This is a genomic window from Clostridiales bacterium (assembly GCA_030016385.1).
Lineage (GTDB): Bacteria > Bacillota > Clostridia > Clostridiales > Oxobacteraceae > JASEJN01.
In genome coordinates, this window is the sequence record JASEJN010000091.1 from 1 (window position 1) to 7,777 (window position 7,777).

A 7,777-nucleotide genomic window follows, 5' to 3' on the forward strand; every position below is an offset into this window, starting at 1 on the left:
GAACTATTTATTCATTGTGCAGCAGCACACTTTATGCTTTTCATTTGCAACAAAATGAGTTTATGTAAATAAATTATTTAAAGCTTCCAATACCGATTCGTCCATGTTTTCACCTTTAGAATACTTTTACTTTTCATATATTTATTGTAGCATATAATTTATGTCCTTATGTGATGAACTGTATCGTTTATCGTTAAGGAAACCGATAGTCAGGTGGTAACAATATTTACATATGTTTATAAATTTCAGGAAAAAATTTGTTGCTGATTGTGATATAATATCATAAAGTAAAGATCAGTTCATTCTTTTTAATATAATGCTTGTCTAAATGATAAATAAAACTGAACTGTCCCATAGAAATTGAATGATAGGAAACTGGAAATGAGATTTATATCGGGTTTATGGAAGCGTTTGGTACTTGCGGCGGATATCTAAACCTATGGAATGTGAGGTGTGCTATGGATATAAATTTTGAAAGATTAAAATATGAAGTTATGGGATTACTGAGAAGCAAGAATATAATGGTTCTGGCAACAAGCAGTGATGATAGAGTTACGGCAAGAAGTGTGAGTTGTGTTGTTTTAAATTGCAGAATATATTTTCAAACTGATAAAACCTTTCTTAAGTGTGAGCAGATCGTTAAAAACCCTAATGTGGCCCTATGCGTAGACAACATTCAAATTGAAGGTAATGCAAGGATCAAGGGACATCCATTTGGTGAGGAAAACAAAGTCTTTATTGAAAAGTTCAAGAAAGTACATAACGGCTCTTTTAATACATATTCCCATATGAAAAATGAAGTAGTAGTTGAGATTGAACCGTTACTTATTACTCTCTGGAAGTATCGAGACGGCAGACCTTTTAGAGATTTTTTAGATTTAACGAATAGAAGGGCACATAGAGAATACTACGATAACAGCAAATAGGCAGGGAGCATACTATTTTTCTGCCCTTTTTATTTTTCACAAGAGGAGGCAGATCTCGATTCTTGAAGGCCATAAAGGTAGCCGGCGTAATACTGGCAAGTATGGCGATATTGTTTATCAAAGATTCTATTGACAGAGGAAATTTATTGCTTTTCAAGTCATCAAATAAAAACGTATCCGTATATAAATTAGTCGATAACTTAATTGAAAAAGATAAGAAGATTAAAGAATATGATAATTTATTCAAAACAGCCGAATATAAAGACAATACCATATATTACACTGATAAATCCGAGCCGGTTTTAAAACTTGTATATGCCTATCTGGATAAGGCAAAGCTTGATAATTCAAAGCTGTTTGGTGAGTTCTCAGCCGGAAAACTGGCTATTAAATTCGATTATGGCGAAGATGTATTTAAAAAGAGGACTCCGTCATTTAATGATTCTGCGGGGCTTTATTTTAAAAGGGATAAGACAGTATATATATTTATGAAAGATTGTTATGCTAATGCACTTTCGCTGGGTTTGAATAGTTTATACCTGCGGCATGTGCTGCTTCATGAGTATACCCATCATGTATTTTATGAATTTTTGAATTTAAACCGGATAGATGAAAATAAAATCCCAGTCCGGTTTATGGAGGGTGTTTCGGAATATATAGGATGGGAAGGATATTATGGGCCTCCTCCTGAAAAAATGGCAGCTTTTAGCGAATTAAACACCCAAAAGCAGTGGACAGATTATAGCAATAAAGGCTATGACGTATATGAACAGAGCCACTATGCAATAAGTCGGTTGATCATTATGAAAGGTGAAAGGGTTATAAGGGATATATTATTAAATGTTAAAGATAAGAATTTCAATGTCGCATTCAATGAGGCGGCGGGGATATCTCTTCAGGATTATGAAAAAGTACTTAACGAAGATTTTAAAAACGGCTGGAAGGAATACAATAATATGGTTCCTGCATTTAAACAAGAATTTTACAGGAACATACATATTGAATGCTTTGAAGAATATATAAGGTTAAACCCGGATAATGTAGACGCTCTGTTGGACTTGGCCCAGTTATATGACGGCTCCGGTAAGTTTGACAAGGAACTGTCGAGATTAAACAAGGCTGTGGAGAAAGGTCCTAAAAATATGTTGGCCTGGCATGCATTGGCACTTTTTCACGAAAGGATGATGGATTTTGACAGTGCCATTAGGACATTCGAAAGGGAGACAAGAATTGATAAGAACTCAGATGTGTCTTATAATAACCTTGCCCAGGCTTGGCTTGCAAAAGATGTCAATAAAGCCGCAGAAGCAATACAGAAGGCAACTGATTTAAAAAATTCAAGTAGTAACAGAAAAGATGCCAAAGCCATACTGGATTACCAAAAAGCCGTTAAAAACGGCAAACCGTATGAGGGATGTTTGCAGCTTATTGAAAGCGGGACTATTTATGACGACAATATAAAGAAAGCAGCGATAGAAAAATTACTTAAAGAATATCCCGGTGTTAAAAATTCGGCAAGAAATAAACTGGAAGTAATAAAAAGCAGGCTGGACTCCGGAAAATAAGCGCTTTCAGGGGCAAATACATTTCATGACATACAACATATATTTTCAATGGAATCATAAAGCTGCTGGCAATTATATAAAAATATTATATCGGAAAGGATGATGGAAGACATGGGTAAAATAATATTGAATTCAGGTGATTACTACGAAAAGGTTTATGGAGGTTGGATGGGGAAAAATATAGGAGGGACCCTCGGGGGTCCTGTAGAGGGCAGGATGGAGATTATGAATCTTACATTTTATCCTAAGCTGTCCGATGGTCCGATGCCCAACGACGATCTGGATCTTCAGCTTGTGTGGCTTCATGCACTTGAACAGTACGGTGTAAAACTAACTTCAAAGGAGCTTGGCAAAGAGTGGGTGGAGCATGTCTTTTTCCCTTATGATGAGTATGGCTATGCCATAACTAATCTGCGCCGTGGGCTTGTTCCGCCAGTTGCAGGATGGTTTAACAACCCGTTTACAAACTGTATGGGCTCGCCTATAAGATCTGAAATATGGGCCATGGTATCTCCTGGAGCTCCAGGAGTCGCCGCTTACTATGCATATCAGGACGCCATAGTCGATCATGCAGGCGGAGAAGGCGTATTTGGTGAAATGTTCTTTGCCGCCATAGAAAGCGCAGCATTTTTAGAATCCGACGTGCATAAACTTTTAAATACAGGACTATCATTCATACCTTATGATTGCCGCACCGCTAAGGCTGTAAAGGACCTCATAAGATGGCATGGCGAGGGGAAAACATGGATTGAAAGCAGAAATCTGATAATAAAACACCATGGAAGGTCCAACTTTACAGATGCCCCTCAGAATATTGCGTTTACCGTACTTGGATGGCTTTACGGTGAAAGCTTTGAAGATGCCATATTGAAAGCCGTCAACTGCGGATACGATACCGACTGTACAGGCGCCACTCTCGGCGCAATCCTCGGCATACTTGGCGGAAGGGGCAGCCTGCCTAAAAAATGGACTGCTCCAGTAGGAGATAGGGTGGCCGTAAGCCTTCCCGTAAAGGGATTTGCGGCGCCGTACGATCTTAAGGAACTTACGGAAAGGACAGCGAAGATCGCTAGAAGGGTTATGGCGGAATGGGATATGCCGATATATATTGCGGATGACAGTGAAAGTTTTATACCAAAGGGCGCTTTAGATGAAAACGGACAGATTAGGGGGGACTATGATCCGAGGTGGTTGTGGAATTATAGTTTCAAGTTGGACAGGTATCTGCTCCCGGAGGGTACCATTGAGAATACCGGGCTTGAAGTTACAATAGATTATGGTGATGGGCCGTCTATCGGTAAAGGGCAACACAAAGACATTGTATTCAGGATAACGAACAATTCTATGGAAACATGGGAAGGTTATCTGGAGCTTATTGTGCCAGGGGGATGGACTGTTTCGGGAAATAGTCCATACAGGTTAGAGCCGGGAAAATCGATGGAGTGGAAAGCAAAAGTTCAGGCGGATGATAATATAAAGCCTTATTATAACCTGAAACTCAATATAAACAGAAAACACGATCTGGTTATCTGGAATACGGAGTCTGTCGCATTCAATCTTGTAACGGCAAATAACTGGTCTGTCAAAGGTCCAGACGATCTGGAATATAAAAGCCTTATAAGCTCCGGGAACAGGATAGAGTTTGAAAAACTCATGGATACTTCTAAAAAGGGAATATATGAAGCTAAAGCAAGGTTGATAAATCCTGAAAAACGTAAGGTTCGCATCATAGTAGATACTGCGTCTGGGGTAAAGGCGATGCTGGACGGGAAATTGCTTTTTGAAGATCAGAATAAAACGGTATCCATGCCGGCATACCATAGATCACCGGTATCCAAAAGGGCCGAGGTGAACCTTTCAGCAGGGGAACATATTTTGAAGATAGAAATTTCTAAAGGGAATGAGGATTTGAGCGTATATGTACTGCCGGTTGCCACGGCAGAAACTAAAACCCCGGGAGGCAACTATTACTTTACGGATATTTTATTTTCATAGCATAAAAAGGGCTTTTAAGGGATGAATGTTTTATGTACGATGTAAGAAAGTGGAACACCGGTGCAGTGGATGGCCTTTAAAGGGTGAATGTTTTAAATTTGATGCACCCGTCTTGAATTTTGAAAACAGCATATACGTGATGCAAAATAATTTATACAATTGAGGTAACGATTATGGGCTTTTACAGGATAATCAGATTAAAACCTGAGGATTATTATAAATGCGACAACATATGGAATATGGAGAAGAATCCTGATATGGCCAGGAAGTGGTATGACGAGCTGATAAATGGCAGCAGAATTACTTTCGTTTATATTGAAAACGGTGAGTTTATAGGAGAAGGCTCTCTGGTTTTAAAGAACAATGATCCGGATTATACTATTTTGGGTAAAAGGATTTATCTTTCTCGCATGATTGTTAAAGATGGATACCGCAACCGCGGAATTGGCGGCATTATTATTGATTATTTGATTGACTATGCCAAAAGGCTCGGCTATGAGGAGATTTCGATTGGAGTTGACACGGATAATTTGATTGCAAGGCATTTATATGAAAAGAAGGGCTTCACAAATGTCCTCTTCGAAGGTGAAGACGAGTATGGAGAATATGTGAAACTTCTTAAAAAATTATGATGCGGATTTATTTAGGAACCATAAACTAAGATAAAAGTTATAAAGCGATTTCCACAAATTTAATTATAGCGGGTGATATGATTGCCTATAAATGAGAAAAAACTCGATAACGCCATGGAGCTTATAGAAGGCGCGATTAGGATGAAGTGTTTTCCAGGTGCTGTTGCTGCGGTAGGCAGATGTGAAGGTATTTACAGGATGGGCTGCTATGGAAACAGATGCATATATCCTGACGTTCTTCCAATGAACATCGAAACAAGATTTGATATGGCATCTCTGACGAAAATTATGGCAACAGATACTTTATTCATGGTTTTTATGGAGAAAGGGCTGATATCGGTATATGACAGGGTTGCAGATTATTTGAAATGTTTTAATGGCTGTGGGAAGGATGAAGTTACAATGTTTAATCTTTTGACCCATACGGCCGGATTTATTCCTTTTACGGACTTGTACAATAAATGCAGCGATTATGAAGATGCCATAAAGTATATCTGCAGCACCGATCTTCAATATAAGCCTGGAAGCAAAGTTGTGTACAGCGATTTTAGCTTTATTCTTCTAGGTTATATACTCGAAAAAATCGGCGGCGACAGACTGGGCAAATTGTGCAAAAAATATATTTTCGATCCCTTGGGCATGACGCATACTTCGTTTAACCCGGCGGGGGAAAACATAGCTGCAACAGAGATAGACAATAAGACGGGCAAGCCTTTAATAGGAACAGTTCACGATGAAAACGCAAGATTTTTCGGAGGAATATCGGGACATGCAGGTTTATTTTCAAATATAAAGGACGCCGCAAAATTTGCAAATATGTTTATCAATGGAGGCAGGGTAGGAGATGTAAGCTTTCTGTCACCTGTAACCGTAGATGCTATGACCAGAAATTATACGAGGGATCTTGGCGAAAGCAGAGGCTTGGGATGGTGCATTAAAGGGGATAAGATATCTTCCAGCGGAGATATAATAAATCCATCCGCCTTTGGGCACACAGGATTTACCGGCACGTCCATGTGGATCGACAGGATAAATGACATATATATCATACTCCTTACAAACAGAGTTCACCCTACGAGAGAGAATGCCGGCATATTGAGGTTCAGGCGTTTATTCCACAATGCGGTGCTGGCATCTATCGAGTAAGCGGCAAAAGTATAGAAGTCCCAAGCTTCTATACTTTTTATGCGGTGTTGGTGTTTATTGAGTAAGCGGTATCATAAAAGCAAAAGGTAGTGATTGCATCATTACCGGCCAATATTGCAAAATTTATCATGGGCATCATAAAAAAAGGTAGTGGTTACATGAAAATAACCGATATAAGGGTCGGGAAAGTTAGCATTCCTTTAAAGAAGCCATTCAAGACGGCTTTGAGGACGGTTACAAAGGCGGAAGATATTATTGCAGTGGTTGAGACCGATGCGGGAGAGGCAGGATATGGAGAGGCACCGCCGACTGCCGTAATAACTGGAGATACGATAGGCTCCATCAAATGGGTCATTGAGGATAATATCAAGAAAGCCATCGTAGGCATGGATATAGACGATATGGAAGGGATTATGTCCCGGATCGATGGGGCAGCCGTTAAAAACAGCAGCGCAAAAGCCTGTATAGATATGGCAATATATGATTTGTTCTGTAAGGCTCACAAAATACCATTGTATAAACTATTGGGAGGGGCAGGAAACGTTATAGAGACGGATATAACCGTAAGTGTAAATTCTCCTGATGAAATGGCAAAGGATGCTGTTGATTATGTAAAAGCCGGGTTCAATATACTGAAAGTAAAAGTAGGCAATGATTCGAAGCTTGATGTGGAAAGATTGAAGGCCGTCAGGTCGGCAGTGGGAGGCAACATTAAAATAAGGGCTGATGCAAACCAGGGATGGCAGTCAAAAGAAGCGGTCAGGACGATCAGGACTTTTGAAGATCTGGGTCTTGACATCGAGCTTATAGAGCAGCCTGTTAAAGCTTACGACATAGAGGGCTTAAAATTCGTAACTGAAAATGTGGAGACACCTGTACTTGCCGATGAAAGCGTGTTTTCACCATACGATGCGTTCAGGATACTATCCATGAGGGCGGCCGACCTCATTAATATTAAATTGATGAAGGCCGGAGGTATACACAATGCGTTGAAAATTAATGCAATGGCTGAGGCAAACGGCATCGAGTGCATGATAGGATGCATGATCGAAAGCAAACTTGGAGTGACTGCTGCCGCGCACTTAGGGGCGGGGAAAAGAAATATTACAAGAGCAGATCTGGACCCGGTTATACTTCTTGCAAAAGACCCTGTTGTGGGCGGTGCAAGATTTAGCGGGTCAAAGATTATGCTTGGTGATGAACCCGGCCTGGGTATAAAAGAGATAAAAGGCATAGAGTTTGGGGACGGTTAAGCAAAAGTTGACTATTACTTGATAGTGCAGGAGTAAGGCAAGGGGGCAAGGGACGGTTAAGCAAAACAAAAGAACAGGCTGACGTTCAGACATGCAGACAGAAGGCGAGGGGAGAGGGACGGTTAAGCAAAATTATAAAATAAAGCCAATATCCTGCGTATGAACTGCTCCCTTTATGGTTAACAGTTTTATTATTTCAACTTCAATTCGTAATATGAACTTATGTTATTTTGAACACTCATTCGGCAGATTCAAGTTTT

General features: G+C 39.9%; 6 protein-coding genes. All 6 read left to right on the forward strand.

Features of this window, described 5'->3' with window-relative positions; all coding sequences use genetic code 11:
* Positions 1-458: 458 nt before the first annotated feature.
* The 6 genes from QME45_14035 (at position 459) to QME45_14060 (ending at position 7,517) form a co-directional block, all read left to right on the forward strand.
* Complete coding sequence (locus QME45_14035; GenBank protein MDI6619750.1) at positions 459-926, forward strand: pyridoxamine 5'-phosphate oxidase family protein; 468 nt, start codon at positions 459-461, stop codon at positions 924-926.
* 62 nt (positions 927-988) lie between these two features.
* Positions 989-2,491, forward strand: coding sequence for a hypothetical protein (locus QME45_14040; GenBank protein MDI6619751.1), 1,503 nt, complete (start codon positions 989-991; stop codon positions 2,489-2,491).
* 111 nt (positions 2,492-2,602) lie between these two features.
* The gene (locus tag QME45_14045; GenBank protein ID MDI6619752.1) at positions 2,603-4,486 is read left to right on the forward strand and encodes an ADP-ribosylglycohydrolase family protein; all 1,884 of its coding nucleotides are present in this window, start codon (positions 2,603-2,605) and stop codon (positions 4,484-4,486) included.
* A gap of 173 nt (positions 4,487-4,659) precedes the next feature.
* Complete coding sequence (locus QME45_14050; protein ID MDI6619753.1) at positions 4,660-5,118, forward strand: GNAT family N-acetyltransferase; 459 nt, start codon at positions 4,660-4,662, stop codon at positions 5,116-5,118.
* Positions 5,119-5,199: 81 nt separating this feature from the next.
* The gene (locus QME45_14055; protein ID MDI6619754.1) at positions 5,200-6,264 is read left to right on the forward strand and encodes a serine hydrolase domain-containing protein; all 1,065 of its coding nucleotides are present in this window, start codon (positions 5,200-5,202) and stop codon (positions 6,262-6,264) included.
* A gap of 158 nt (positions 6,265-6,422) precedes the next feature.
* Positions 6,423-7,517, forward strand: a complete 1,095-nt coding sequence (locus QME45_14060; GenBank protein ID MDI6619755.1) for a dipeptide epimerase — start codon at positions 6,423-6,425, stop codon at positions 7,515-7,517.
* The last annotated feature ends 260 nt before the right edge of the window (positions 7,518-7,777 follow it).